Origin of the sequence: Pseudomonas sp. DD1 (assembly GCF_044510355.1) — a bacterium.
GTDB classification, from domain to species: domain Bacteria; phylum Pseudomonadota; class Gammaproteobacteria; order Pseudomonadales; family Pseudomonadaceae; genus Aquipseudomonas; species Aquipseudomonas shahriarae.
Genome location: NZ_MSAJ01000012.1, coordinates 46,088 through 69,813, shown reverse-complemented (window position 1 = coordinate 69,813; position 23,726 = coordinate 46,088). Strand labels below are relative to the sequence as shown.

The window sequence follows — 23,726 nt, the reverse complement described above, 5'->3', positions numbered from 1 at the left end:
GTGGCAGATTTCCTGTCGCAAGCCACCATTTATCGAATGAGGAGTCACCCAGATGGATACCAAGCAGGTTCTAACCGTTGGCCTGGCAGTGCTAGGCGCGGCGACAATGCCGTCGATGGCAGCCCAGGAAAGCATCAAAGGCACGTTCGCGCTGCCCGGCGAGAGCGAAAAGGCTGTTGGCGCGCTGATCGTCAACGAAACCGGCCCACTGACACGTGAGTTGTCGATTGCCTTTACCGACAAGGCCACCGGGCAACCGATCGTGCAGTTTGACGAAGAACTGACCCAGCGCCTTCATGTGCTGGCGACCGACAGCCATTTCACCAGCTTTATCCATGAGCACGCGGCCAAGCTGGGCGCTGATGGTCGCTTCAAGGTCGCGATGAAGTTTCCCCGGCCGGGCACCTATTACGTCTATGCCGATGCCGTGCCGAGCGGGCTTGGCCAGCAGGTGGTGCGCTTCGAGGTACCAGTACAGGGCGGCAGCGATGCGGTGGCCCAGGCGCCGTCTAAACCGGAGCAAGGTAGCGATGGTCCGTACACGGTCAAGTTGGACACGTCGGCCCTGCGTGCCGGCAGCGAAAGCATGATGTCGCTGACCGTGCTCAAGGATGGCAAGCCGGCCCAGGACCTGGACACCTACCTGGGTGTGGCGGCCCATGCGGTTTTCGTCAGTACCGATGAGCTGGACTATGTGCATGCGCACGCCATGGCGGCGCAGGCCGCCCACGGTGGTCATGGTGACCATGGCGACCCAGGCGCAGTGTCGGCGCAGTTGATGCTGCATGCCAAGCCCGCGCATGCGGGGCCTTATGCCTTGTGGATTCAATTCAAGGGAGGCGACAAAATTCGTACCGTGCCTTTCCTCGTGACAGTTCCCGCCGCGTCCTGAAGCCTCCCCCCGGCATCCTCGCCTCGCCGTTGGTCAGCCATCGGCGGGGCGAGCAGCCCTGGTTACGGGCTGTTTCAACTCAATGAAAAGAATTTTCCTACAGGTGTTGACCTTGCCACTGGAGGAACCTTTAGGATTTTTTTCGAGTACGCAACCATCATAAAAATAAGGATCAAAGGGGTTATCAATGGATACTGCTGCCCTGCAACAACGCCCGGACGCCCATCAGTGCACCATCGCTTCGGCGCTGATGGCTGATGCTTTGAAGCCCGGCGCGCCATACACCCAGGTCACCAGCGCGCTGGAAGCGCTGCTCGCGCTGACCCGGCAAGGCCTGTCGGGAGACGCCGGCGCCTACGCCCACTACCAGTCAGCACTGCTGCAACTGCACATTCCCGGCGAGCCGCGCACCGAGCCGACCCGTCGCTGGATGGCCAGTGAGGTTTACCGCGTCGAAGATGAATTCGCCGCCGACCTGCCGAGTTTCACCGCACTGCCGGCGGATGAGTTCCGCAAGCAGGTCGATGCTGAAATCGCCGCACGCAGCCGGGTCAATCATCCCATGTCGGTGCACCTGTTCCAGGGCACGCCGCCGGTGCAAGACGTGCGCTTCTTCCTGGAACACCACTGGACCCGCTCTTACAACTTCTACAGCCTGCTGGCCGAACTGGCCTTTCGCTTCGAAGCCATTGAGGACGCGTCGGTGTTCTACCGCAACCTTTACGGCGAGGCAGGGGCGGAGACACCGGAGCGTTCCCACCCGGCGATGCTGGCCCACCTCATGGAGTATTTCGATATTCCGCTGGCGATTGACTTCCCGGCACTGCACCCCCTGGAAAAGGCCTACCTGAACAATCGCATTCGTTGTGTGCGGCACACCGATGTGGCGTGGGGCCTGGCGTTGCTGTACGCCGTCGAGTCGGTCAGTTGCGTCAACCATCGGCGCATCTACGAGTTGTTGCAGCGCCTCGAGGTGCCAGAGGGGCCCAGTGAGTTCCACCGCCTGCATGGCACCCAGGATGAGATCGACACCGAGGAAATGTGGGCACTGATCGCCAAGTTCGCCGGTGATGAAGGCTTCCAGCGCATGTTCATGCGGGCGCTCAAGCGTCACTTCGAAATCAACAAGGCCTACTTCGACAGCCTGTGGCAGCAGATGCAGGAACAACGCCTGCCCGCCTGATCCTCCCAGCGACCCTAGAACAAAAAAATGGAGCACATGATGAGCCCACGTAATTTCTCGCTGCCGCAATTACAGAGCATTCACACCGCTGAAGCCCGCCTGCTGGCTGAGGCGCTCAAACCTGACACGACATTCAACCGTATCGAAATTGCCGCCAATATGCTGCGCGCCTTGTGCGAATCAGGCCACCGGGGCGATGCCGCGAACGCGGCGCAGTGTCAGCAATTGTTGTACATCCTGTCGCTGAGCGATGACGTCGCCACTGCCTCGACCCGGCGCTGGCTGGCCAATGCCATCTATGGCGTGCAAGAGCGTTTCATGCCGTCTGCGGACCTGGCATCGCCCTTGTCCGAAGCTGGCTTCCAACAGCGCCTGGAAGAGGAAATTGCCGCGCAGTCGCGGGAAAACCATCCGATGTCGCAGTACATATTTGAAGGCAAGGCCTCCCGTGAGCAACTGCAGGTGTTCCTGCATCACCAGTGGTTCCGCACCTTCCGCCTGTACCGCGACGCCGCTGACCTGCTGGTCAACCTCACCGATGTGGACGAGGCGGCCGCGCTCGGCCGTTATCTCTACGGCGAGCTGGGCGAAGAGGACGAGCAGCGCTCCCACCCACGGCTGTTGGCCAAGCTCCTCGGCGCTGTGGGCCTGCCTGCCGATTTCGACGCCATCTCGACCATGCCCGAAGAGATCGCCTACCTGAACAACCGGGCCCGGTGCTTTCGCAACCCGGATGTCGGCTGGGGCCTGGCGGTGTTCTACATTACCGAACTGGTGGTTCCCGGCAACCACGGCAAGTTGTACAACGCCTTGCGCAACGCTGGCCTGAGCCAGGACGACGCGGAGTACTACGAAGTGCATATCAGCCTTGTCCCGCCGCGGGCCAAGCGTGAATGGGCGCTGATCTCACGGCGTATTCCGGACCTCGCGTTCCAGAATTCATTCCTGACGTCCCTGGCCCAGCACTTCCGGCTGGAGAGGGCTTATTACGACGCTGTCTGGGAAGAAGTGCAGCGCGTGAAGTAGCCCTCCCTGGACAACGCGAGTAACCCGACATGCCGAGTCATATATCAGAATCCCGTATCCACGGGGGCGCTTACTCGTCCCCGGAATTTGCCGCGATCTTCTCTGATGCCAATCAGGTGCAGAAGTGGCTCGATGTTGAAACAGCGCTGGCGGCGACCCAGGCGCAGATGGGCATCATCCCCCATGAAGCTGCGCGGGAAATCGCCCGGGTGGCCAGTGTGGAGCTGCTCGACCTCGACGCACTGGGGCGCGAGAGCATGGAAACCGGGCACATCCTGGTGCCGACCATTCGCGCACTGGAGGCTTTGTGCGCCGATGGGTTGGGTGAATACGTGCATTACGGCGTGACCACCCAGGACATCCTCGACACCGGGCTCATCTTGCAGGTTCGCGATGCCTGGGGCCTGGTCTTGCAGCGTTTGCGGGGGATTCGTGGGCATTTGCTCACGCTCGCCCTGCAGCATAAGCACACGCCGATGGTCGCCAGGACCCACGGGCAGCAAGCGCTGCCCACCACGTTTGGCTACAAGGTCGCGGTGTGGGTCGATGAAATTGATCGACACCTTGAGCGCTTTGATGAGGCGTATGCCCGGGTAATGGTGGGCAACCTGACCGGCGCCGTGGGCACCTTGGCAGCCTTGGGCACACAGGGCCTGGAGGTGCAGCGCCGGACCCTGGAAAGCCTTGGCCTGGCGGCACCGTTGAGCAGTTGGCACAGCGCCCGCGACCGGGTGCTGGAGGCGGCCTGGCTGCTGGTCCAGGCCTCGGCGACCTTGGGCCGGGTCGCCAATGAGATCTACCACCTGCAACGCACCGAGATAGATGAAGTGCGTGAAGGCCGCCGGGCAGGGCAGGTGGGGAGCAGCACCATGCCCCACAAGCAAAACCCGTCGACGGTGGATCTGATCAGCGCGCTTTCGCGGCTGGTACGCGCACAAATGCTCGCGCTGACCGATGCGGCGTTCCAGTTGCACGAGCGTGACGGCACCACCTGGCGCATCGAATGGGCGGCCTTGCCGGAGCTGTTCATCTACGCCGGTGCCTTGCTTGCACGGATGGAGGGTGTGCTGCTGGCCGGGTTGGACGTGCGCGAAGCGCGCATGCGCAGCAACCTGGATTTGCTGGACGGGCTGATCCTGTCGGAGCGGGTCATGCTCGCGCTGGCGCCTCGCCTGGGCAAGCAGACGGCCCATCAGTTGGTTCACGAAATAGCTCTGCAAGCCCAAGGCGCGGGTGTTTCTTTTCGCGAAGCCCTGCTCAACGATCAGCGTTTGCACGGCTGTTTCACCCGCCAAGCGCTCGACGACCTGCTTGACCCGACCACCTACACGGGGCTTGCGGCACAGATGGTCGAATTGGTGGCGAACAAAGCGATACCCCGGTCTTCAAGCGATGGCCTTGAAGCGGTGATGGCAACCCCAGGAAATGTCGGTCAGTCCCAGTACGCGATGGAGGGTATGTGATGGATTCGCAAATGTTGGAAAAGGTAGCCCGTGCATCTTGCACCGCTCGTTCGGAACACCTCGGCCTGGGTCATGACGGCGAGCAGTGCCGGCACGAACACAGCCACATCCTCGACTCGAAAACCCACGGTTCAGGCTATGCCGGCCCGCAGAGCCGCAAGATCTTCTGCAGTCACTGCCGCCTGCAGCGCTGGCTGGATGTGGAAGCTGCGCTGGCCATGGCCCAGGCCGATGTCAATATCATCCCGCTCGAGGCCGCCCTGGAGATCGAAAAAGCCGCCTTGCTGTCGGGCATCAATGTGCGCCAGTTGGCCGAAGGCGTGGCTGCCACCGGTCATTCGCTGATGCCCTTGCTGAGCGCCCTGCAAAAAAACTGCAGCCCGAGTGCCCGTGAATTCGTGCACTACGGCGCCACCACCCAGGACATACAGGACACCGCCCAGTCCATGGAAATGCGCGACGTCCTCGACGCGATGGACCTGGCCCTGGAGACCTTGCTGGGCAAACTGTCGACGCTGGCCGATGCGCACCGTGATTCGCTGATGGTCGCCAGGACCCATTCGATCCCAGCCTTGCCAACCACCTTCGGGCTGAAGGTCGCCGGCTGGATTGATGAACTGCTGCGCCACCGCCAGCGCCTGGCTGAGGCCCGCCAGCGAGTGCTGGTGGTGCAGCTGTTTGGCGGGGTCGGCACGATGGCGGCGTTCGGTCCGGACGCGATGCCCATGCTGGAGCGTTTTGCGCAGCGCTTGTCGCTGCAAGTACCCCTGACCGGATGGCACGTATCCCGTGACCGTGTCGCAGAGTTCGTCAGTACCTTGGCCATGGTCACGGCATCGCTGGCCCGTGTGGCCGACGAAATCCGCACGCTCAATCGCTGGGAAATCGGCGAGGTGGAAGTGGGCTGGAGCGATCAGCAGATCGGCAGCAGCACCATGCCCCACAAGCGCAACCCCGAGGGCTGCGAGCAGGTCGTGGTCCTGGCGCGGTTGGCCAAGGCTCAGGTCGTGCTCGCGCTGGACGCGATGATCCTCGAGCACGAGCGCGATTACCGTGGCACGCGCCTGGAGTGGTGTGCGGTGGCGGACGTTTCGCACTATGCGCTGATGGCGCTCTCGATCCTGACCGAGACCATCGACGGGCTGACCGTTAACGTCAAGAAGATGGAATGCACCGCCCAGGGCTATGGCGATGCGATCTGCACCGAAGCCGTGGTGTTCGAAATGGCACGCAAGCTCGGCAAGAGCAGCGCCTACCAAATCATCTTCGAAGTGTCCCAGGCGAGCCAGCGCGATCACGTGTCGATCCGCACGGCGATCGAGGCCGATACCCGGGTGGTCGCTGTCATGGATGCAGGCGTCCTGGCGCGGCTGTTCGAGCCCAGAAGCCATCTGGGCATGTCCGAACGCATTGTCGATAACGTGCTGTCCAAACTGACGGACCGCTGACCCTTGCTCAATGAGCAGGCTTGCAAACTTATCAAGGAGAGACAGATGTCTAAGGTTATGGAAGTTGATAAAACCAAGGTCCAGCAGTTTTCCGCGCGGATCATGGAGGATTACGGCAACACACTGCGCGGTGCGATGCTCTACATCGGTGACCAGCTTGGCCTGTTCAAGGCACTGGCCGACGGTGAGGCCGTGACCCTGGAACAGCTGGCGCAGAAGACCGGCTACAACGCACGCTATTTGCGCGAATGGCTGGGCAGCATGGTCACCGGCAGCTATGTGACCTATGACGCGCAAACCCGTAGCTACCAGATGCCCGCTGAATTTGTGCCGGTTCTCGCCGATGAAGACTCGCCCTATTTTGCCGGTGGGATCATCCAGCTGAGTGTGCCGTTCGTGAGCATGGCGCCCAAGGTCATCGAAGCTTTTCGCCACGGTGGTGGTTGCGCCGAAGAGGCGTTTCCGCTGGAAACCTGGAAAGGCATGGAGCGCATGACCATGCCTTGGTACAAGCACTACTTGGTGCAGCACTGGATTCCTTCCCTGGACGGCGTCGAAGAGAAGCTCAAGACCGGCGGCAGTGTCCTGGATTTCGGTTGCGGCGCCGGCCTTGCGGCGATCACCATGGCCAAGGCGTACCCTGAGGCCCGGATTGTCGGCTGCGACTTTCACCTGCCTTCCATCGAGCTGGCACGGGCCAATGCCGAGGCAGCCGGGGTCGGTGACCGGGTGCAATTCGAGGTGAACGATTCGGATGCCTTGCGAGGCCAGCAATTCGACTTCGTGACCACCTTTGTGGTGATCCACGATGCCACCGATCCTCAGCAGATGCTCAAGGACCTGCGCGCCGCGACGGCCGAAGACGGCACCTACCTGATGGTCGAGCTCAACCTGTCCGAAGAGCTTCACGAGAACATGAACCTGTTCGGTCGTGTGATGTATCCGCAGAGCACCCTGTATTGCATGACCTGCTCGCTGTCCCACGGTGGGGCAGGGCTGGGGGCGTTCATGGGCGAGAAGCGCGCACGGCAGATGGCGCAAGCCGCCGGGTTCAGCCACTTCCGCAAGGTACCTTCCGAATGGCCGCCAATGCCGGCGTTGTTTGAACTCAAGCCGTGACCTAGCGTGCCCGGGGGCGTGTGGTACACGTTCCCGGGCATGCTCCTGCGACACCTGCGTGATGGACCGCCCAACTCTGTTATCGTGGCGCCCCTCTGAACGCACGGAAGCAATCACCCATGGATTTCTGCAAACCCCTGGCAATCGTCCTCCTGGCGTCGATTGGCAACCCCGCTGTGGCCGCCGAAAACAATAACCCGTTCCAGGGGGCGCTCATGCTCACCTCGGTAGCGCCCTTTGTGATTACCTCGGGAGCCACCGCAGGCACTTCCTACATTCCAGAGCTTTTCAAATCCTCCAAAAGTGACGCGCTGGCGTTCATTGGCTCCGATGGCGAGATCCGGGGTGCACAGTTCGAGCAGGCAAGCAGGTTTTATCGCTCGACCTACACGCCGCCGCTGATGTCTGACGCACAGCTGGCCCTGGCGATCGCGGCCTCATCTATACCGGCACTCTAGTGTTGGTTGTTCACGCCGCTCAACGGAACGTATGATCTGAGCCAGCCCTCCTTAGTTGGGGCTGCGCCGACTCACACCCGTTGAAGGACATGAGCATGCAAAAGCACTTCGGTAATTCAGGCCTGTTCAAGGCTGCTTCGTATCACTGCAACAACTCCCTGGTGAGCGGCATCGCGCGCTGGGAGCTGAAAAACATTGCGCTGAATACGAAGGAGTTTTTGATATGTCCAAAGAACTACTCGGAGTTTTTGCTCTAGGGTTGATGGTGATCGGTGAGTTTTGTGCAATCTACAGCGAGGTAGTCACCGCCAGGCTGGCCCATGCCGGCGACGGTTCATGGCAGGCATTCATCATGCCTGTAGTGCTGATGTGCTTTGCCGGGCTTTGCCTGTTGGGCGCCTATTGGCTGGGGTATGTGGCGGTCGGTGATATCTGGATCGTCACCGTGGTCTCGGTCACGTCCTTGCTGCTACTGGAGCCTGTGGTGGTCTGGGCGCTGTTCCATGAGGCACCTGGGCGCGGCGCATTGATCGGCTTTTGCCTGGGGGCGCTGGGGATGCTGGCTACGGTATTGCTGTAGTTGCACTTTTCTGGCCCGGCATGCAGATGCCGGGCACCCGGCTTTCAGCCAAATCCCAGACAAAGAAAAGCCCGCGATGGGGAGTGCGGGCTTAAAGGTTTTCACTAGGAGCTGGGATCACCTTAGGCGCCCGACTGTGAAAGGGATGTGAAAGCGTTAAGCAATCTGCAGTCGCGCTGATCAGCGCTGTATCGGTAAGCGATAAACCCCCACGGGCCACTGCACCAGGGATTTACCCTTGTTGAACAGGGCTACGCGGTCCATTTGTGGAGTGGGCAGCCACAACGTCCCGTCCTTGTCCAGGAAGGGCGCGTCAACCCAATGCAGGCGCTTGTCCACGATCAGGGTTTCGATCTGTCCGTCAGGGCGGCGCACGCGCATGGCGTCGTGGGCCAGATCGGAAAAGTACAGGTTGCCCTGTGCATCCATGACCGAACCTCCCGTTGCCGGTATATCGGCAAAGAATTCTACCCGCGCGGCCAGTTGTTCCGGGGGCAGGGCCGGGTTCGCAAGGTCCTGGATCCGCACCTTGAACCACGGGCCTTGCAGCGCGCCATAGTACAGCCAGACGCCGTCAATGCTGACTTCCAGCGGGTCGGCGTTGACGCGCAGGGGTTGGCCGTTGGGGGCCTTGACCACCTGGTTGCTGAGGATCAAGTCCCGGTCAGGCCGGGCGACCACTGAGGCATGCTGGTTCAGCACGCGCCGGGCTTCGCCGGTCTCCAGGTCGACGACAATAATGCCGGCATTTCCCGCATCGGTGAGGAAGGCCTTGCCGGCGCTGAAGCGGACGTCGTCCACGTAGCTGCCGGCCATGGCGATATCTGGCCCGAAGAAGTAGGTGCGAACCACCTGGTTTGTAGGCAGGTCGATACACACCAGCTTTGCGCCTTGGCTGACAGGGTTGCCGCCGAATTCGGGCGATCCGGTATCCACCACCCACAGTTTGTTGCCCTCCAGGCGCAGGGCATTGATATTCACGAAGACGTTGGCAGCATCCCGCCCTGGTGCCCAGCTGTTCCAGGCACCGCTTGGATAGGCAGCGCGCTGGCCATTTTGGTCGATCGCCGTCAGTTGTGGCCCCTGGGTCCCGGTCCAGCGTGGCCCAGAGAGAAACGTGCGGCCGCTATAGTGCGCTACGGCGTTCCAGATCTGCCCGGAGCTTTGGACCGCGACGTCCAACTCGGGCTGTTTGACGGTGGCGCACCCGGCAAGCAGTGCCAGCATGGCGGCGCCCAGCAGCAAACGGGTCATGAGCGTGCTCCCCCAGCGCGGGCACAGGTATCCCACAACTCGGTGAGGCGTTGATGGAGGGTGTGCATGAACTGGCTGACGGTGGCTTTCGACATGATGATTCTCCTGCATCTGGTGACGTGACCTAACGAGGAGATAGCTTGATTGCTGGCGTTTAACTGAAAAAGCCCAGGTTCGATGCAATCAGTTTCTTCAAAATATTGATAATCCGCGTTCACACAGCCCAATACGCCACGTTCGTTGCGCAATGTTTCCCCGGGTGAGAAGTTGGCCTAATTGTGAACGGTTATCATATGCTGCCTATGCCATCTCCTTCCGCACGCATCCTGGTCATCGAGGATGACCTCGAGCTGTGCACCTTGCATAAACACGCCGGCAAGCCCTTGTCCAAGCGGCGCAAGCTCGTGGCGATGAACCTGCAGATGCTCAGCCAGGGGCGTTAGGTCCGCCAGGCTGGCACGCCCTTGTCGTCGATCGTCCAGTGCGGCTGCCCCGGTACGATCTGCACGCCACCGACCCAGCGCTCGTGGCTTGCATGATCGGGCCAGTACCCGCTGCCACTCAACACCTGGTGGCCCAAGGGCGTCAGCGCCAGTGTGCGGCCAGGCCATGGCAGATGGGTATCCGACTCAGTCAGCAAAGGAGAGGTCCCGTCGATCAGCGGCCGCATCTGGGCATGGAACATCATGTCGCCGAGGTAGGGCAGGGGTTCACGCTTGGCCATCAGCTCGGCGAACACTCGGGCAAACGGCGTGGGGCCGACTTCGGCCAGATACTGCAGGGCCAGGCGCTCGGTCAGCGACAAGCCATCGCGAGCGCCAGGCAACTCCTGCAACTGCCGGCGCAGTGCCGGGGCCAGCAAGGGCAAGGCGGGGTGGGGGTTGCGGGCCAACTGTGCCAGGGCCACGGGCGAGCTGTCGCAATAGGCCGCCCACGCCTGCCGCGCCAATTGGCGCATGGGCTCGTCAACTGGCCGGCGCTGGGGCCACAGCCAGGCCAACACCTGCGGGGCCAATTGCCCGATGCCGATAAAGCGCTGCACGCCGGGAATGCGGTCGACCGCGATCAACTCCAGCCTGGCCGGCGTGTGCTGAAGACCTGCCAGGGCACGGATCAGGAACAGTTGGTCATAGGCATCCGCTTCGCACCACAACACGCTGTGGTCGGCGCTGCCCAGCTCTTCAAGATGGCTGTACTCATCGTCCAGGCGGCGTGCGGCATCTGCCACATCCAGGGTAAACGCCTGGCCGATGAAGCGCGCCCGCATCGCCCGGTAGGCCTCGCCAGGCAAGGCCTGGACCGGGCCCATGCACAGCGGGTCGCTGAGCATCCGAAACCGCCCCTTGAACCCCGCCACGCCGAGGCTGTGGGCAATATCATTGCCGCAGCGCCAATGGGTGGTGCGCGCTTCATCGCTGGCTTCGAAACCGGGGTGGTTGGCGGCAAAATCCACTGCATCCACATGGGCCTTGAGCTTGGGCCAACTGCTGAAACCCAGTTGCCGGGCAATCAGCCATTGGGCATCGGAAAGCGTCGGGTGCGGGTTGGCAAGCAGCGCCAGTTCGGTTGGCGCGGTGCCGTGTTTCAGGCGCTGCAACAGTTCCTTGGCGCGCTTGCGCTGCTGCTCAAGGTTGATACGGCCGTCAGTGGACGGTGAGGCGGGGCGTTGCGACATACGATCTCCTTGCACAAACCTTGTCCGCTTTAAGGTTGGGAGTCGTAGTGATGAGGTCTGCAGTCATGTCCTGGGCGCAGCCCTTTCCGCGGAAGGTGGCGTAGATGGCGCCTGGCGCGAATATAGGTAGGGGGAGGGTGGATTGCAAGGTGTTCTGTTTCTGGATGTTGAAATCGGCAACTTCTCCAAGAGCCGAAAAAACACTTGAGGTAGCCTTATTTCCTACAGACAACAAGGAGTCGTCATGCAACGAAAAACTATCAATCCCCCGACAGTCTTCAACTCCCTGCAATACGGTTTCAGCCAGGCCATGGAAGTGCGCGAGGGCCGGCGCATTCTCTTGTCCGGCCAGGTGGGGGTGGATGCTGACGAGCGCACCGTCGGCCCCGGCATCGCCGAGCAGACCGCCACCGCCCTGGACAATATCGAAAAGGTCCTGGCCGCGGCCGAGGGCGATCTGTCCCATGTGATCATGCTGCGCCTGTATATCGTCGAGTCCGCCCGCGATCAGCAGGAGCCTATCGCTGCCGCGCTGCGCGAGCGTTTCCCCGACAATCCGCCGCCGTCGTCATGGATCATCGTCAGCGGCCTGTCGCTGCCCGAGTGGTTGATCGAGATCGAGGCGGAGGCGCTGATCCCGGGGTGATCAATAGCGCATCATCACCGACTTGAGTTCGGTGTAGTCCTCGATAAACGCGCTGCCAAACTCCCGGCCAATCCCCGAGGATTTGTTGCCACCGAACGGCACGGCCGGGTCGAGCAGGGTGTGCATGTTCACCCATACCGTGCCGGCGTTGATCGCCGGGACCATGCGCAGCGCCTTGCCCAGGTCGTTGGTCCACAGGCTGGCGCTGAGGCCGCCAGCGGTGTGGTTTATCAACGCCAGCAACTCATCCTCATCGTCGTAGGGCAGGAACGTGGCGATAGGGCCGAAGGTCTCTTCGGTGAGCAGCGTGTCGTTGATGCTGTTGGCGAGAATGATCGTGGGCTCGACATAGCAACCCGGCCGATCCATTGGCTGGCCGCCATGGATGATCGTGTTGTTTTCGGCGCGGGCGGTGGCAAAAAAACCTTCCAGCTTCAGCTGGTGCTGACGGTGGGTGACCGGGCCGAACTCGGTGCGCTCATCCAGTGGCGAGCCGATATTCAGTCGGCTCAAACGCTGGGCCAGGGCTTGCATGACCGGGTTGATCTGCGAGCGGTGGACGAAGAACCGCTCGGCCGCCGCGCAGATTTGCCCGGAGTGCAGGAACCCGGCTTCGATAATGCCGTTGACGGCGGTTTCCAGCTTCACATCGGGCAGGAACGCCGCGGCGTTTTTGCCACCCAGTTCCAGGGTCGCGCGGGTCAGGCCGGCGCCCATGGCCGCGCTGCCCACCGCAAGGCCGGTGGGCACCGAACCGGTGAATGACACCTTGTCGGTGCCGGGGTGTTCGATCAGCCCCTTACCCACCTGGCCGCCGCCGGTCAGCACATTCAGCACGCCAGCGGGCAGGCCGGCTTCCACCGCCAGTTCGGCAATGCGCAGCAGGGTCAGCGGCGTGAACTCGCTGGGCTTGATGATGATGCTGCACCCGGTCACCAGGGCCGAGGCGAGTTTCCAGATGGCGATCATGGTCGAGAAATTCCACGGCACGATGCCTACCACCACGCCCACCGGTTCGCGCAGGGTGAAGGCGGTGTAGCGCTCGCCGGCAAACGAGGGCAGTGACGGGGTGAGGGTCTGGCCGCTGATCTTGGTCGCCCAGCCCGCGTAATAACGCAGGAAATGCGCGGCCTGGTCCACCTCGAACGCCCGGGAAATCTGGATGATCTTGCCCGACTGACAGGTCTCGATCTGTGCCAGCTCCTCACGGTGGCGTTCCAGCAGGTCGGCGAGTTTGAGCAGCACGTTACCGCGCACTGCGGGGGCGGTCTGGGACCATTGTTTAAAGCCGTGCCTGGCGGAGGCCACGGCCAGCTCGATATCACTGGCTTGCGCGTCGGCGACCGTGGCGATGACCTGGCCGGTGGCGGGGTTGATCACCGCCAGGGGCTGGCTGGACTGGCTGGCGACGTAGCCACCGTCGATAAACAGGCCGTGGTCTCGACGCAAGAAGGCTTCGACGGTGGGCAGCAGCGCGATATCGCTCATGGGGAGGTTCCTGATCAAAAGGGAAACTCCGAGGCTAACCAACGCTGCAGGCGACAGCTTGACTGTGCCTGCCGGGGCGTATGTCTGTGGCTGCCATGCCCCTGTGGGAGCGGGCTTGCCCGCGATGGCTGAGTGTCAGTCGATACATTCGGCGGATGAACTACCGCTATCGCGGGCAAGCCCGCTCCTACAGGGGAAGTGCGGTGGCTCAGGCGCAACCCACGGCTTAGAACGGCACCGCCACCACCAACTGGCTATACACGTTGGTGCCGTTGCCACCGACCTGGTTGCCGCCCGTCTCCTGGTCCTTGTCCGGTTGGTACAGGCCAATCAACGGCGTGATGATCAGGTGTTCGTTCACCGCCCATTCGACATACAGGTCCAGCTCGCGGCCATCCAGGTCGAGCATGTTGCGCTTGCTGACAGTCTGGTAGTCGAAGAACAGTGCGCCGAGGGTCAGGTTGTCCAGCGGCTTGACCTTGAGTGCCACGTGCTGCACCGAGGTGTTGCTGTTGTAGGGCCCGGAGTAGTTGCCCGCCACTTCGCCCTGGACCCAGGTACCCAACCCTCGATTGAAGCCAGCGAATAGCGCATCCCAGTTTTTCGAGTAGCGCGCATAGCGGTAGGTCAGGTCCGGCGACCAGGGCAGGTCGGCGAAGGTGTAGCCGGCCTCGGCGTACCAGGCTTTTTCCGGGCCGGGGTCTTTGTCCTGCCAGGCGTATTCAAACGAGAAGTGCGCGTTGTCGATCCCGGCATTCCCGGTGCCGCGCAGGCTGTAGAGGTTCATGCCCTTGCGTTGACGTTGCAGGTCGTTGGCAAACCGCTCGTCCACGTCGATGCCATGCAGGTAGGTCAGACCCAGGGTGCCTGGCGCTGCGCTGTATTCCAGGGTGCCGATGGCCATTTCGGTCAGGGCCTGGGCGCGGTTGTCGGACTCGATCCACATCAGGCTGCCATGCAAGCCGTCCTTGCCGCCCAGGCGCATCACTGCCGCCTTGTCGAACGCATGCCGCGCCGCGATGTAATAGGCGCCGCCGCGGTCGAACTCACCGTCGGCCACGCCATTGCCCAGGTTCGGGCCATCGTCGTTGATGATAAAACCGTCGCCCACGGTGATGATCTGGCGCCCGTACGACAGGTCCAGGCCATCCTTGCCCAGGGCCGGCAACAGGTCCCCCGAGCGCCAGCCGGCAAAGGCTTCGTCGAACTTGGTGGTGCGCTCGCTGCCGTCAGTCACGCGGGAGGCATCGCCATCGCCCCAGGTGCCGGAACTCACCAGGTTGGCGGTGCCATACACACTGGCGTTGCTGCCCAGCGTCTGCTCGACGCTCAAGCCGTACTTGATAAAGCCTTCACGCCAGGTCGAACCGCCCTGGCTGCCCTCGTAGTTCTTGCGACTGTTGAACATGCCGTACACGGCCAGGAAGTTGCCGGTGACGGTGGTGTCGTCGTCGGCATACAGTTCGATTGCCTGGGCTGAAGGTTGGCCAATCAACAGCGCCAGACCCAGGCCGACAGCTGGGCGCAGGTGGCAGGTTTTGCGTGTGTGCTCCATTGTTATAGTCCCCCAAGGGTTAAGTTGAGGGCGCATTAGGGCGAGCGTCGGCGGCGCAAGTCTTTCACCTGCGTGCCAGGTAATTGATCCTGGCCGCCAGGCTGTAAGCCCTGGCAGGGAGCAACAAAACCGGCGGCAGCCAGGGGCAAGACGATCAGGTTGGGCGGGGCGCACAGTGCAAACACTTCTAAAAAATCCCTTTCGAGGATCTGCACCATGTCGAGCAATGACAGACTTACTGCGCACCTGAACCGGGGCACGGTGGGTTTCCCCACCGCGTTGGCCAGCACCATTGGCCTGATCATGGCCAGCCCGGTGATTCTCACCGCGACCATGGGCTTTGGCATCGGCGGCAGCGCGTTTGCGCTGGCCATGCTGCTGGCCGTGGTGATGATGCTGGCCCAGGCCACGACCTTCGCCGAGGCCGCCTCGATACTGCCCACCACCGGCTCGGTGTACGACTACATCAATTGCGGCATGGGCCGTTTCTTTGCGATCACCGGCACCTTGTCGGCGTATTTGATCGTGCATGTGTTTGCCGGCACCGCCGAGACCATCCTCGCCGGGGTCATGGCGCTGGTGAACTTCGAACACCTCAACACCCTGGCCGAATCCGCCGGTGGCTCGTGGCTGCTGGGTGTCGGTTTTGTGCTGGTGTTCGGCGTGCTCAATGTGTTTGGCGTCAGTGCCTTTGGACGCGCCGAGATCATCCTCACCTTCGGCATGTGGACCACCTTGATGGTGTTTGGCGTGCTGGGCCTGATCGCCGCGCCGGCAGTGCAACTGGACGGCTGGTTTGGTGAGTCCCTGGTGGGCACCGACCTGGTGACAGTGCTGTCGTTGGTGGGCATGGCGATGTTTATGTTTGTCGGCTGTGAATTCGTCACCCCGCTGGCGCCGGACCTGCGCCAGTCGGCCAAGGTCATGCCCCGGGCAATGATGCTCGGCCTGATGGGCGTGGCAACGTGCATGTTCATCTATGGCGCAGCGATGAAGCGCCAGGTGGAAAACGTGGTGCTGGACGCGGCCAGCGGCGTGCATCTGCTGGACACACCCATGGCCATTCCACGCTTTGCCGAACAGGTGATGGGGCAGATCGGGCCGCTGTGGCTGGGCATTGGCTTTCTGTTTGCCGGCGCCGCCACCATCAACACCCTGATGGCCGGTGTGCCACGCATTCTGTATGGCATGGCGGTGGATGGCGCGTTGCCCAAGGTCTTCACTTACCTGCACCCACGCTTCAAGACTCCGGTGCTGTGCATCCTGGTGGCGATGCTGATTCCGTGCCTGCATGCGCTGTACCTGGGCGGCAACACCGACAACATCATGCACCTGGTGCTGGCGGCGGTGTGTGCGTGGAGTTTCGCTTACCTGTTGGTCACGGTGTCGGTGGTGATCCTGCGCATTCGTCGGCCCGATTTGCCACGGGCTTATCGCTCGCCGTGGTTCCCGCTGCCGCAGTTGCTGTCCAGCGCCGGCATCCTGTTGGGCATGTGGTTTATCACGCCGCCGGGGATGAACCCGGCGGATATCTATGTCCCGTTCGGCGTGATGCTGGGCGGTACTGCGGTGTATGCGCTGTTCTGGACCCTGGTGGTGCAGAAGGTCAATCCATTCACGCCGGCGTCGGTGGAAGACGTGCTGGCCAAGGAGTTTGTCAATGAACCGGGTCATGCTCACCACGGCTATGTCAGCACTGCGGCAAAAGCTGTCTGAACTGTTCAGTGCGCAACGGGCGCCCGCCGGCTATCAGCCTGGGCGCACCCTGGGGCAGTTGCAGCGCAACCTCGGGCTGGCGCGTTTCGAGCAGGTATCGCCGACTTTGGCGCACGCCGTCCTGGACGACGACAGCCTGCACCTGGAAATCCGCGAGCGCACCGAATCGCAGTTGTTGATGCACCTGGTCATGACCGAATTCAGCCTGCGCCTACCCGCCTCGGCAGAGGGCGCGGCACGCTTTGAATTGCACCATGGCGGGGCCATTCGACGAACTGGAATCTGCTGCCGGCAGCGCGCGGGCGAGGGGGCATTGCTGGGGCAATTGCAGGCGCGCTTGCAACAGGACAGCGCCCTGCACGAGGCATTGATGCCCCTGGATTTCAAGCGCCTGCACATCGAGCTGCATGCCCAGCAATGGCACGTACGCCTGGAGCACATGGGCGGCAGCGAGGTGGTCAACCGCATGCCGGCCGTCCGACGCTACATTGCCCTGAGCCGTGAACAGCGGGATGTACTGCTGGCTGCGCTGCTCGGCTTGCAGCGCGTATTGCGCACGCTCTGATTGGCATCATTAGTGCTAACACAATGGTGGACAGGTACTTGTTGCGCGCATATAGATAACATGTTAACTATTGCCCGACAAAAACAATAAGCCATTGTGGAGACACCCATGGGTATCCAACAGAGTGCACAACAGGGGCTCGACACCTGGAACCGCGACTTGCGTGCCATGTGCGGCCACTTCGACACCGAACTGGCCTTCAACCGCTCGCTGTTTATCGGCGAGTTCTCCCTGCTCGCCAGCGGCGGCCTGTCGTTGGCCAGCCTGCGTACCAATGCCGGGTTGATCAAGCGCCAGGCGACCAACCCCGACCGCGATAACGATCAGGATTGCTTTTTGGTCAGCCAGCGCAGCGGCTATTCGCAGATCGTGCAGAACGGCCAGCGGGTGCAACTGGCCCCTGGCGAACTGCTGCTGATGGACTCGGTGGGCTCCATTGAAATCACCCCATTCGGTTTGATCGAGCATGTCTCGCTGTCATTGCCGCGCACCCAGGTGTGCAAGCAGATGGGCAGCCAATCAAAGACCTTTGGCAAGATCTCCTCCAGCAAAGCCTGCGGGCGCATGTTGCATGTGTTGATGGACCAGTTGTGCAAGGGCAGCGAGGGTGCCGAGGACGAGGTTGAGGCGCTGCAGTGTGCCTTTGTGTCATTGCTGGGCTCGGCCCTGGAGCAGGACGATGACCCGCGGGAGGACGTGGCCGCGTTGCAGGGCAACAACCTGCGCAGCTACGTGCAGAAAATCATTGATGAGTCTCTGAGCCAGCCTGGCTTGAGCCCGGTGGGCCTGGCCAGCCGCTTGAACATCTCGGTGCGCCATTTGTACCGGCTGTTCGAAGAACAGGACGACAGCGTCTGCCGCTACATCCAGCGCGCGCGGCTCAAGCGCAGCGCCGATGACTTGATCAACCCGTTCCTGCGCAGCGAGTCGATCACCTCGATTGCCTACAAATGGGGCTTCACCGATTCTGCGCATTTCAGCCGTTCGTTCAAGAAGCAGTTTGAGCAGTCGCCCAAGGCGTTTCGCAGTAGCCGGTTGCAGCAGGTGGTAGGAATGGCCTGACCGCGACTTATCAATCAGCCCACCCCCAATGTGGGAGCGGGCTTGTGTGGGAGCGGGCTTGCCCGCGATTGCGGAGTGTCAGATTAGAAGTACTTAACTGATCCACCGCCATCGCGGGCAAGCCCACTCCCACACCAAGCAACGCAGTTATGCGACCGCGAAGTAGTGCTTGACGAAACTCTCGCTGACCACTTCCCACAGCACGGGTGTGCCCTGGGTCACGAACCAGCTGTCACCGGCCTGGTAGCGGGTGGTTTGGCCGGTGTTTTCGTCGGTCAGGCGCACCTCGCCGGTGACCACTGTGGCTTGTTCATGAAACGGGTAGACCATGCGGAATTTGCCCTGGGTGGTGCCGAAATAGGCGCTGCTGACTTTGTCGGTGGGCGCACCAAAAGTCATTTTGCCGAAAGCCTTGAGCTCGCCGGCGAGGATCTCGGAGCCGAGATCGGCAACGGTGCCCCAGGCGTCGAGTTCAGACAGCTGGATATCTTTCTTGAGGGTAACGAGGGCCATACAGTTGCTCCTGAGGGATAAAAATGGAGTTAGCGGCGACCATTCCAGTAACCGGACAGTTGGTGCCAGGATTTGCCGGCGGTCAGCAGCAAGGGGCGGATTGCGTCCTTGCCGATAATCGTCGGGCGGTGGATTGAGCTGACCAGGTCATAGCGCGCCGAGCCTTCGCTCATGCCTTCGGCCAGGACCTTGCAGATGATGTGGCTGGGGGTGACGCCAAAGCCCGAGTAACCCTGGACGAAGAACGCATTGCTGCGCCCCGGCAGGGTGCCGATCTGGGGGAACAGGTTGGGGCTGCAGGCCATCGGGCCGCCCCAGGCCAGGTCGATTTTCACGTCCTTGAGGTAGGGGAAGATCTTCAGCATCAACTTGCGGTTCCAGGCTTTCAAATCGCCGGGAATGTGCTCTACCAGCGGCGTGGCGGCGCCGAACAGCAGGCGGTTTTCGTTGGTCACGCGGTAGTAGTCGATCACCGGGCGGATGTCGCTGTAGGCCCCGCGAATCGGGCTTATCCGCTGGATCAGTTCTTCGCTCAACGGCTCGGTCATCATCTGGAATGCGTAGGTGTTGATGGTCGAGCGATGCAGCTCCGGCTCCAGCTTGTTGAGAAAACTGTCACAGGCCCACAACAGCTTGCTGGCCTTGACCGAGCCGCGCCCGGTGCGCACGGTGATGCGCTCGCCATAGCTGACTTCCAGGGCCGGGCTGTTCTCGAAGATCCGCACGCCAAGGCCGGCCAGGGCGGTGGCTTCGCCCAGCAGCAGGTTCAGCGAATGCACATGCCCGCCGCCCATATGCAACAGGGCGCTGCTGTAGGCGTCGGAGCCGATGATCTGCTGGACGTCGGAGCCGCCGAGAAAGCGGATTTCATGCTTGCTGTTGATCGACTTGAAGTCTTTTTCCCAGGCCCGCAGGGTCTTTTCCTGACGGGCGTTGAAGCCCATATAGCCGTAGCCATGGCAGAAATCGGCGTCGATGTTGTACTTGGCGATCCGGTCTTTGATGATGTCGGCGCCCAGGTCACTGATCTCGAACACTTGGCGCAGGCCGTCTTCGCCGACGTCTTGCTTGATTTTCTCCAGGTCGTGGCCGATGCCGGCCATGATCTGCCCGCCATTGCGCCCGGTGCCGCCAAAGCCCAGGTAGCGCGCCTCCAGCACGACAATATTGGTGATGCCCTTTTCTGCCAGTTCCAGCGCCGTGTTGATCCCGGAAAAGCCGCCGCCGATCACGACGACGTCGGCCTCGATGTCCTGCTCCAGGGTGGGAAAGCTCAGGTTGTACTTCTTGGTCGCGGTGTAATACGTGGGGGTTTCAATAGTGATCATGGCGCAGCCTGAAAAGTGAAGGAAGGCTCTAAAGCAGATGTCTTCATTAGGGGCTTTGGCGGCAGCAATGTCTTGATCCTGCGTGCCGGGGCTTTTGATTCAGCGCGCCATGGACGTGCGCGACCATTAAGTTATAGCGCTTGCGCGGGGTGGGGATGTTAGAGTTTCGTTAAAACATTAACTAAATATCACGTGACCCTGACTCTATGCTCAAACCCCGGCAGTCCCTGACCCTCACTTTGCTACAGGCCCGCGAAGCGGCCATGAGTTTTTTCCGCCCCTCGCTGAACGAGCACGGCCTCACCGAGCAGCAATGGCGGGTGATCCGCATCCTCAATCAACACGATGAACTGGAGATTTACCAACTGGCGGAACTGGCCTGCATCCTCAAACCGAGCATGACTGGCGTGCTGGTGCGCATGGAAGCGGCGGGGATGATCCATCGGCGCAAGGCCGAGCAGGATCAGCGGCGGGTACTGGTGACCCTGGCGGATAAGGGGCGGGCGAGTTTTGCCTCCATGAGCCAGTGCATGGAGGCCAACTACCAGCGCTTGCAGGAGCAACTGGGGGAGGAGAAGTTGCAGACTTTGCTGGGGCTGTTGGATGAGCTGAAAAACATCAAGCGCTGAAACACGATCTCTCAAACACCACGCATCCAAAATGTGGGAGCGGGCTTGCTCGCGAAAGCAGTGGTTCAGTCACCGAATATATTGACTGACACACCGCTTTCGCGAGCAAGCCCGCTCTCACATCGGGTCCTGCGGCGTTTGAAGGTGATTAGTAGACGCCGCCAGTGCTCGCTGGCGCGGGTTTGTCTTTGAACTTGCCCACCAACCCCTGCAACCCACGCATCAGCACCGTGGTATCCACCCCCACCGCGACAAACCCCGCGCCCAGTTCGATGTAACGCCGGGCCAGTTTCTCATCGGCACTGAGAATCCCCGCCGCCTTGCCCGCCTGGCGGATCCGCGCAATGGCATCTTCGATTGCCGCTTGCACCTCTGGGTGTCCCGGATTGCCTCGGTGGCCCATGGAGGCACTCAAGTCCGCCGGGCCGATAAACACGCCGTCCACTCCCTCGACGGCGGCAATCGCGTCGAGGTTGGCCAGGCCTTGCAGGCTTTCGATCTGCACCAGCAGGCACATCTGTGCATCGGCCTGGTCCAGGTAGCCGTCGATGCTGTTCCAGCGCGAAGCCCGCGCCAGCGCACTGCCCACACCGCGTATGCCCTGGGGCGGATAGCGCATGGCGCGCACCAGCTCCCGGGCCTGGGCGGCGCTTTCGACCATCGGCACCAGCAGGGTCTGCGCGCCGATATCCAGCACCTGCTTGATCAGCGCGGTATCGCCGATCACCGGGCGAATCACCGCCGCGCTGGGGTAGGGCGCCACGGCCTGCAATTGGCCGAGCATGCCGCGCACGTCGTTGGGGGCGTGTTCGCCGTCGATCAGCAGCCAGTCGAAACCGGCATTGGCCGCCAGTTCCGCGCAGTACGCGTCCGCCAGGCCCAGCCACAGGCCGATCTGCGCTTCACCGCTGGCGAGCCGCTGTTTGAAGCGGTTGACAGGCATGTCCATGAATCAGTCCTCCAGGGGTCAGACGAAGCGGCAGGAAATCGAACCGAGCATGTCGTAGTCGACATGGAAGGTATCGCCCGGGCTCGCCGCCACCGGCCGGGTAAACGAGCCGCCGAGGATGATTTGCCCCGGCAGCAAGGTGACGTCGTAGGGCGCCAGCTTGTTTGCCAGCCAGGCCACACCCTTGGCCGGGTGGTTGAGCACGGCGGCCGAGACCCCGGACTCTTCGATCACGCCGTTGCGGTACAGCACCGCCGGCACTTTGCGCAGGTCGATTTCGGTTGGCCGCACCGCGCGGCCGCCCATGACAACGCCGGCATTTGCGGCGTTGTCGGAGATGGTGTCGAACACTTTGCGCGTGGCCTTGGTGTGCGGGTCGATCTGCTGGATACGCGCGTCGATGATTTCCAGGGCCGGGATCACCCACTCGGTGGCGTCGAGCACATCGAAAATCGTGCAGTTGGGGCCCTTGAGCGGTTTGCCGAGGATGAAGGCCAGTTCGACCTCGACCCGCGGCACGATAAAGCGCTCGAACGGAATGTCGGTGCCTTCCTCAAACAGCATGTCATCGAGCAGCGCACCGTAGTCCGGTTCGGTGATGTTCGACGACACCTGCATCGCTCGCGAGGTCAGGCCGATCTTGTGCCCGACCAGCTTGCGCCCGCCCTTGATCTTCTGGGCGACCCAGGCGCGCTGGATGGCGTAGGCGTCTTCGATCGTGATCGCCGGATGCTCAAGGGAAAACTGGCGTACCTGTTCGCGGCTGCGTTCGGCATGGTCCAGCTGGGCGGCGGCTTGCAGGATGAGCTGTGGATCAAGCATGACAAGGGTCTCTTACTGAGGGTTGACGATGGCAGCGTTGGTGCGCAGCACCAGCAGGCCGCCAAGGGCGATAAACAGCGCCAGCACGTACAGGGCGAGGCTGGCGCTCTGGGTGGTGTCGCGCATCCAGCCGATCAGGTACGGCGCAAGGAACGAGGCAATGCTGCCAAACGAGCTGATCATGGCGATCCCGGCCGCCTGGGTGCAGTTGGACAAGAAGGCCGGCGGCAGTTGCCAGAACATCGGCAGCGCGGCGCTGGCGCCCATGCCGGCGACGATCAGGCCGCCCATCACCACCAGCGAGTTGCCCGGTGCCAGGCCGGCCACCGCGATCCCCGCCGCCGCCATCAGCAATGGCACACACAAGTGCCAGCGGCGTTCGCGGTTGCGGTCCGAGGAGCGTCCGCAGCCGATCATGAAGAAGCAGCCGGCCAGGTACGGCACGGCGCTCAGCAGGCCGACCTGGCTGTCGCGGCCGATGCCGGCGCCATGGATCAGGGTGGGCATCCAGAACGCCAGGGTGTTGACCGCCAGCATCACCGCAAAATAGATCGCTACCAGCAGCCACACTTGCGGGTCGCGCAGGATGCCGCCGAAGGAGGTGATGGATTTGCGCTTTTCCTCGGTGCTCAACTGTTCGCGCAATTGTTGTTTCTGCGCAGGCTCCAGCCATTTCACCGTTTCAAAACTGTCCGGCAGGTACTTGAGCACCACCAGGCCCAGCAGCACCACGGGTGCGCCTTCGATCAGGAACATCCACTGCCAGCCGCGCATCCCGCCGAAGTCGTGGAAGTTCTCCAGGATCGCCCCCGAGAGCGGCCCGCCAATCACCCCGGCCATGGGCACGGCGATGGCGAACAGGGCGGTGATCTGCGCACGTCGGCGCGCCGGGTACCAGCGGTTGAGAAACACCAGGATCCCGGGGAAGAAACCCGCTTCGGCCACGCCCAGCAAAAAACGCAGGACGTAGAAGCCGGTGGAGCTTTCGATCCACAGCATGCTGGTCGACAGGATGCCCCACACCACCATCAGGCAGGCGATCCAGCGCCGTGGCCCAACGCGGTCCAGGGCAATGTTGCTGGGCACGCCGAACAGCGCGTAGGCGATAAAAAACAGACCGGCCCCGAAGCCATACACCGTGTCGCTGAAATGCAGGTCGTTGCTCATCTGCATCTTGGCGAACCCGATGTTGATCCGGTCCAGGTGGGCAAACAGGTAACAGATCAGCAACAACGGCATCAGGCGCCAGGTGACAGTGCTGTGGGTGCGATCATGCTCGGCAAGGGTGACGCTGTGGGCGGTATTGGCTGTGCTCATGATGTTGTACTTTTTGTCTGAGAGGCCGTTGGGGGAGG

General features: G+C 62.0%; 24 protein-coding genes. 15 read left to right on the top strand and 9 right to left on the bottom strand.

Features of this window, described 5'->3' with window-relative positions; all coding sequences use genetic code 11:
- Window positions 1-52: 52 nt before the first annotated feature.
- The 9 genes from PSFL_RS11905 (at window position 53) to PSFL_RS11865 (ending at window position 8,169) form a co-directional block, all read left to right on the top strand.
- Window positions 53-892, top strand: coding sequence for a hypothetical protein (locus PSFL_RS11905; RefSeq protein WP_315492715.1), 840 nt, complete (start codon window positions 53-55; stop codon window positions 890-892).
- 187 nt (window positions 893-1,079) lie between these two features.
- Window positions 1,080-2,075 (top strand): HOASN domain-containing protein, encoded by a 996-nt coding sequence (locus PSFL_RS11900; protein ID WP_273872351.1) that lies wholly within the window; start codon window positions 1,080-1,082, stop codon window positions 2,073-2,075.
- A 39-nt stretch (window positions 2,076-2,114) separates the two neighbouring features.
- Complete coding sequence (locus PSFL_RS11895; protein WP_057441693.1) at window positions 2,115-3,101, top strand: HOASN domain-containing protein; 987 nt, start codon at window positions 2,115-2,117, stop codon at window positions 3,099-3,101.
- A 29-nt stretch (window positions 3,102-3,130) separates the two neighbouring features.
- Complete coding sequence (gene purB, locus PSFL_RS11890) at window positions 3,131-4,564, top strand: adenylosuccinate lyase (protein ID WP_057441691.1); 1,434 nt, start codon at window positions 3,131-3,133, stop codon at window positions 4,562-4,564.
- Window positions 4,564-6,012, top strand: coding sequence for an adenylosuccinate lyase family protein (locus tag PSFL_RS11885; RefSeq protein WP_216312260.1), 1,449 nt, complete (start codon window positions 4,564-4,566; stop codon window positions 6,010-6,012). Before purB ends, PSFL_RS11885 begins: the two co-directional genes overlap by 1 nt.
- Before the next feature lie 45 nt (window positions 6,013-6,057).
- A complete protein-coding gene (locus PSFL_RS11880) occupies window positions 6,058-7,131 on the top strand; it encodes a methyltransferase domain-containing protein (protein WP_057444279.1) in 1,074 nt (357 codons plus the stop codon).
- Window positions 7,132-7,250: 119 nt separating this feature from the next.
- Window positions 7,251-7,589, top strand: a complete 339-nt coding sequence (locus PSFL_RS11875) for a DUF2388 domain-containing protein (protein ID WP_273866916.1) — start codon at window positions 7,251-7,253, stop codon at window positions 7,587-7,589.
- 95 nt (window positions 7,590-7,684) lie between these two features.
- On the top strand, window positions 7,685-7,846 hold the full coding sequence (locus PSFL_RS11870; RefSeq protein WP_162947739.1) for a hypothetical protein: 162 nt from the start codon (window positions 7,685-7,687) through the stop codon (window positions 7,844-7,846).
- A gap of 5 nt (window positions 7,847-7,851) precedes the next feature.
- Window positions 7,852-8,169, top strand: a complete 318-nt coding sequence (locus PSFL_RS11865; protein WP_057441684.1) for a hypothetical protein — start codon at window positions 7,852-7,854, stop codon at window positions 8,167-8,169.
- A 180-nt stretch (window positions 8,170-8,349) separates the two neighbouring features.
- On the opposite strand, the gene PSFL_RS11860 is transcribed toward PSFL_RS11865, so the two are convergent.
- Window positions 8,350-9,423 (bottom strand): L-dopachrome tautomerase-related protein, encoded by a 1,074-nt coding sequence (locus PSFL_RS11860; RefSeq protein WP_273866915.1) that lies wholly within the window; start codon window positions 9,421-9,423, stop codon window positions 8,350-8,352.
- A 302-nt stretch (window positions 9,424-9,725) separates the two neighbouring features.
- On the opposite strand from PSFL_RS11860, the gene PSFL_RS11855 reads away from it, so the two are divergent.
- Window positions 9,726-9,866 carry a hypothetical protein gene (locus PSFL_RS11855; RefSeq protein WP_186625956.1) on the top strand — a complete coding sequence of 47 codons (141 nt, stop codon included), beginning with the start codon at window positions 9,726-9,728 and terminating at the stop codon, window positions 9,864-9,866.
- Here PSFL_RS11855 and PSFL_RS11850 read toward each other — a convergent pair.
- Complete coding sequence (locus PSFL_RS11850; RefSeq protein ID WP_397470084.1) at window positions 9,863-11,098, bottom strand: DUF1835 domain-containing protein; 1,236 nt, start codon at window positions 11,096-11,098, stop codon at window positions 9,863-9,865. The two genes, PSFL_RS11855 and PSFL_RS11850, sit on opposite strands and share 4 nt — an antisense overlap.
- 244 nt (window positions 11,099-11,342) lie before the next feature.
- Here PSFL_RS11850 and PSFL_RS11845 point away from each other — a divergent pair, with 244 nt between their 5' ends.
- Window positions 11,343-11,744, top strand: a complete 402-nt coding sequence (locus PSFL_RS11845; protein ID WP_057441680.1) for a RidA family protein — start codon at window positions 11,343-11,345, stop codon at window positions 11,742-11,744.
- Here PSFL_RS11845 and PSFL_RS11840 read toward each other — a convergent pair whose 3' ends face one another.
- Both PSFL_RS11840 and PSFL_RS11835 read right to left on the bottom strand, forming a co-directional pair.
- The gene (locus PSFL_RS11840; protein ID WP_397470083.1) at window positions 11,745-13,232 is read right to left on the bottom strand and encodes an aldehyde dehydrogenase family protein; all 1,488 of its coding nucleotides are present in this window, start codon (window positions 13,230-13,232) and stop codon (window positions 11,745-11,747) included.
- Between the two features lie 226 nt (window positions 13,233-13,458).
- Window positions 13,459-14,787: a hypothetical protein gene (locus PSFL_RS11835; RefSeq protein WP_397470082.1), complete on the bottom strand. Its 1,329-nt coding sequence runs from the start codon at window positions 14,785-14,787 to the stop codon at window positions 13,459-13,461.
- A 216-nt stretch (window positions 14,788-15,003) separates the two neighbouring features.
- Between PSFL_RS11835 and PSFL_RS11830 the strand changes: the two genes are divergently transcribed.
- From PSFL_RS11830 to feaR, 3 genes are all read left to right on the top strand, one after another.
- Window positions 15,004-16,503 (top strand): APC family permease, encoded by a 1,500-nt coding sequence (locus tag PSFL_RS11830; protein WP_115128604.1) that lies wholly within the window; start codon window positions 15,004-15,006, stop codon window positions 16,501-16,503.
- Complete coding sequence (locus PSFL_RS11825) at window positions 16,448-17,068, top strand: DUF3156 family protein (RefSeq protein WP_397470081.1); 621 nt, start codon at window positions 16,448-16,450, stop codon at window positions 17,066-17,068. The genes PSFL_RS11830 and PSFL_RS11825 overlap by 56 nt, the downstream gene beginning before the upstream one ends.
- Window positions 17,069-17,176: 108 nt before the next feature.
- Window positions 17,177-18,130 (top strand): transcriptional regulator FeaR, encoded by a 954-nt coding sequence (gene feaR, locus PSFL_RS11820; protein ID WP_115128602.1) that lies wholly within the window; start codon window positions 17,177-17,179, stop codon window positions 18,128-18,130.
- 147 nt (window positions 18,131-18,277) lie between these two features.
- Here feaR and PSFL_RS11815 read toward each other — a convergent pair whose 3' ends face one another.
- Together PSFL_RS11815 and PSFL_RS11810 are read right to left on the bottom strand one after the other, a co-directional pair.
- Window positions 18,278-18,643, bottom strand: a complete 366-nt coding sequence (locus PSFL_RS11815) for a cupin domain-containing protein (RefSeq protein WP_057441665.1) — start codon at window positions 18,641-18,643, stop codon at window positions 18,278-18,280.
- 29 nt (window positions 18,644-18,672) lie between these two features.
- On the bottom strand, window positions 18,673-19,971 hold the full coding sequence (locus PSFL_RS11810) for an FAD-binding oxidoreductase (RefSeq protein WP_057441663.1): 1,299 nt from the start codon (window positions 19,969-19,971) through the stop codon (window positions 18,673-18,675).
- A 206-nt stretch (window positions 19,972-20,177) separates the two neighbouring features.
- Between PSFL_RS11810 and hpaR the strand changes: the two genes are divergently transcribed.
- Window positions 20,178-20,600, top strand: a complete 423-nt coding sequence (hpaR, locus tag PSFL_RS11805) for a homoprotocatechuate degradation operon regulator HpaR (RefSeq protein ID WP_057960125.1) — start codon at window positions 20,178-20,180, stop codon at window positions 20,598-20,600.
- 148 nt (window positions 20,601-20,748) lie between these two features.
- On the opposite strand, the gene hpaI is transcribed toward hpaR, so the two are convergent.
- The 3 genes from hpaI to PSFL_RS11790 are packed head-to-tail and all read right to left on the bottom strand — an operon-like array spanning window position 20,749 to window position 23,688.
- Complete coding sequence (gene hpaI / locus PSFL_RS11800; RefSeq protein ID WP_397470080.1) at window positions 20,749-21,549, bottom strand: 4-hydroxy-2-oxoheptanedioate aldolase; 801 nt, start codon at window positions 21,547-21,549, stop codon at window positions 20,749-20,751.
- Between the two features lie 18 nt (window positions 21,550-21,567).
- Window positions 21,568-22,371 (bottom strand): 2-oxo-hept-4-ene-1,7-dioate hydratase, encoded by an 804-nt coding sequence (hpaH, locus tag PSFL_RS11795; protein WP_057441657.1) that lies wholly within the window; start codon window positions 22,369-22,371, stop codon window positions 21,568-21,570.
- A 12-nt stretch (window positions 22,372-22,383) separates the two neighbouring features.
- Window positions 22,384-23,688 (bottom strand): MFS transporter, encoded by a 1,305-nt coding sequence (locus PSFL_RS11790; protein WP_057441655.1) that lies wholly within the window; start codon window positions 23,686-23,688, stop codon window positions 22,384-22,386.
- Between the last annotated feature and the right edge of the window lie 38 nt (window positions 23,689-23,726).

Bases quoted from the DNA above. Each gene is read 5' to 3' on its own strand.
- PSFL_RS11905 (WP_315492715.1), top strand. From the start codon at position 53: ATGGATACCAAGCAGGTTCTAACCGTTGGCCTGGCAGTGCTAGGCGCG.
- PSFL_RS11900 (WP_273872351.1), top strand. From the start codon at position 1,080: ATGGATACTGCTGCCCTGCAACAACGCCCGGACGCCCATCAGTGCACC.
- PSFL_RS11895 (WP_057441693.1), top strand. From the start codon at position 2,115: ATGAGCCCACGTAATTTCTCGCTGCCGCAATTACAGAGCATTCACACC.
- purB (WP_057441691.1), top strand. From the start codon at position 3,131: ATGCCGAGTCATATATCAGAATCCCGTATCCACGGGGGCGCTTACTCG.
- PSFL_RS11885 (WP_216312260.1), top strand. From the start codon at position 4,564: ATGGATTCGCAAATGTTGGAAAAGGTAGCCCGTGCATCTTGCACCGCT.
- PSFL_RS11880 (WP_057444279.1), top strand. From the start codon at position 6,058: ATGTCTAAGGTTATGGAAGTTGATAAAACCAAGGTCCAGCAGTTTTCC.
- PSFL_RS11875 (WP_273866916.1), top strand. From the start codon at position 7,251: ATGGATTTCTGCAAACCCCTGGCAATCGTCCTCCTGGCGTCGATTGGC.
- PSFL_RS11870 (WP_162947739.1), top strand. From the start codon at position 7,685: ATGCAAAAGCACTTCGGTAATTCAGGCCTGTTCAAGGCTGCTTCGTAT.
- PSFL_RS11865 (WP_057441684.1), top strand. From the start codon at position 7,852: ATGGTGATCGGTGAGTTTTGTGCAATCTACAGCGAGGTAGTCACCGCC.
- PSFL_RS11860 (WP_273866915.1), bottom strand. From the start codon at position 9,423: ATGACCCGTTTGCTGCTGGGCGCCGCCATGCTGGCACTGCTTGCCGGG.
- PSFL_RS11855 (WP_186625956.1), top strand. From the start codon at position 9,726: ATGCCATCTCCTTCCGCACGCATCCTGGTCATCGAGGATGACCTCGAG.
- PSFL_RS11850 (WP_397470084.1), bottom strand. From the start codon at position 11,098: ATGTCGCAACGCCCCGCCTCACCGTCCACTGACGGCCGTATCAACCTT.
- PSFL_RS11845 (WP_057441680.1), top strand. From the start codon at position 11,343: ATGCAACGAAAAACTATCAATCCCCCGACAGTCTTCAACTCCCTGCAA.
- PSFL_RS11840 (WP_397470083.1), bottom strand. From the start codon at position 13,232: ATGAGCGATATCGCGCTGCTGCCCACCGTCGAAGCCTTCTTGCGTCGA.
- PSFL_RS11835 (WP_397470082.1), bottom strand. From the start codon at position 14,787: ATGGAGCACACACGCAAAACCTGCCACCTGCGCCCAGCTGTCGGCCTG.
- PSFL_RS11830 (WP_115128604.1), top strand. From the start codon at position 15,004: ATGTCGAGCAATGACAGACTTACTGCGCACCTGAACCGGGGCACGGTG.
- PSFL_RS11825 (WP_397470081.1), top strand. From the start codon at position 16,448: ATGAACCGGGTCATGCTCACCACGGCTATGTCAGCACTGCGGCAAAAG.
- feaR (WP_115128602.1), top strand. From the start codon at position 17,177: ATGGGTATCCAACAGAGTGCACAACAGGGGCTCGACACCTGGAACCGC.
- PSFL_RS11815 (WP_057441665.1), bottom strand. From the start codon at position 18,643: ATGGCCCTCGTTACCCTCAAGAAAGATATCCAGCTGTCTGAACTCGAC.
- PSFL_RS11810 (WP_057441663.1), bottom strand. From the start codon at position 19,971: ATGATCACTATTGAAACCCCCACGTATTACACCGCGACCAAGAAGTAC.
- hpaR (WP_057960125.1), top strand. From the start codon at position 20,178: ATGCTCAAACCCCGGCAGTCCCTGACCCTCACTTTGCTACAGGCCCGC.
- hpaI (WP_397470080.1), bottom strand. From the start codon at position 21,549: ATGGACATGCCTGTCAACCGCTTCAAACAGCGGCTCGCCAGCGGTGAA.
- hpaH (WP_057441657.1), bottom strand. From the start codon at position 22,371: ATGCTTGATCCACAGCTCATCCTGCAAGCCGCCGCCCAGCTGGACCAT.
- PSFL_RS11790 (WP_057441655.1), bottom strand. From the start codon at position 23,688: ATGAGCACAGCCAATACCGCCCACAGCGTCACCCTTGCCGAGCATGAT.